Source organism: Streptococcus suis, from assembly GCF_024509555.1.
Taxonomy (GTDB): domain Bacteria; phylum Bacillota; class Bacilli; order Lactobacillales; family Streptococcaceae; genus Streptococcus; species Streptococcus suis_AD.
The window spans coordinates 3,420-5,002 of the sequence record NZ_JAMWEL010000036.1 but is presented as its reverse complement, the minus strand read 5'-3'; the positions used below and the strand labels follow the sequence as shown (position 1 = coordinate 5,002).

General features: G+C 51.0%; 1 rRNA gene (only partly in view). It reads left to right on the top strand.

Annotated features, from left to right (window positions below):
- Nucleotides 1–128: 128 nt before the first annotated feature.
- Nucleotides 129–1,583, top strand: a 16S ribosomal RNA gene (locus NF418_RS10180) (it continues 190 nt past the right edge of the window).

Below are 1,583 nucleotides of genomic sequence, written 5' to 3'. Positions count from 1 at the left end.
AAGACCTTTGAAAATTAAAGAAGACGAACCAAACGTGCAGGGTGATTTATCGAATAGATAAATCGTCAATGACAAAAGAAAAACAATAAAACGGAAAGCTAGCAATAGCTTGAGTTTGAATCAAAACTTTTTATGAGAGTTTGATCCTGGCTCAGGACGAACGCTGGCGGCGTGCCTAATACATGCAAGTAGAACGCTGAAGTCTGGTGCTTGCACTAGACGGATGAGTTGCGAACGGGTGAGTAACGCGTAGGTAACCTGCCTCATAGCGGGGGATAACTATTGGAAACGATAGCTAATACCGCATAACAGTATTTACTGCATGGTAGATACTTGAAAGGAGCAATTGCTTCACTATGAGATGGACCTGCGTTGTATTAGCTAGTTGGTGAGGTAACGGCTCACCAAGGCATCGATACATAGCCGACCTGAGAGGGTGATCGGCCACACTGGGACTGAGACACGGCCCAGACTCCTACGGGAGGCAGCAGTAGGGAATCTTCGGCAATGGGGGCAACCCTGACCGAGCAACGCCGCGTGAGTGAAGAAGGTTTTCGGATCGTAAAGCTCTGTTGTAAGAGAAGAACTGTGAGAAGAGTGGAAAGTTTCTCACTTGACGGTATCTTACCAGAAAGGGACGGCTAACTACGTGCCAGCAGCCGCGGTAATACGTAGGTCCCGAGCGTTGTCCGGATTTATTGGGCGTAAAGCGAGCGCAGGCGGTTTGATAAGTCTGAAGTAAAAGGCTGTGGCTTAACCATAGTACGCTTTGGAAACTGTCAAACTTGAGTGCAGAAGGGGAGAGTGGAATTCCATGTGTAGCGGTGAAATGCGTAGATATATGGAGGAACACCGGTGGCGAAAGCGGCTCTCTGGTCTGTAACTGACGCTGAGGCTCGAAAGCGTGGGGAGCGAACAGGATTAGATACCCTGGTAGTCCACGCCGTAAACGATGAGTGCTAGGTGTTGGGTCCTTTCCGGGACTCAGTGCCGTAGCTAACGCATTAAGCACTCCGCCTGGGGAGTACGACCGCAAGGTTGAAACTCAAAGGAATTGACGGGGGCCCGCACAAGCGGTGGAGCATGTGGTTTAATTCGAAGCAACGCGAAGAACCTTACCAGGTCTTGACATCCCGATGACCGCCCTAGAGATAGGGTTTCTCTTCGGAGCATCGGTGACAGGTGGTGCATGGTTGTCGTCAGCTCGTGTCGTGAGATGTTGGGTTAAGTCCCGCAACGAGCGCAACCCCTATTGTTAGTTGCCATCATTCAGTTGGGCACTCTAGCGAGACTGCCGGTAATAAACCGGAGGAAGGTGGGGATGACGTCAAATCATCATGCCCCTTATGACCTGGGCTACACACGTGCTACAATGGCTGGTACAACGAGTCGCAAGTCGGTGACGGCAAGCTAATCTCTTAAAGCCAGTCTCAGTTCGGATTGTAGGCTGCAACTCGCCTACATGAAGTCGGAATCGCTAGTAATCGCGGATCAGCACGCCGCGGTGAATACGTTCCCGGGCCTTGTACACACCGCCCGTCACACCACGAGAGTTTGTAACACCCGAAGTCGGTGAGGTAACC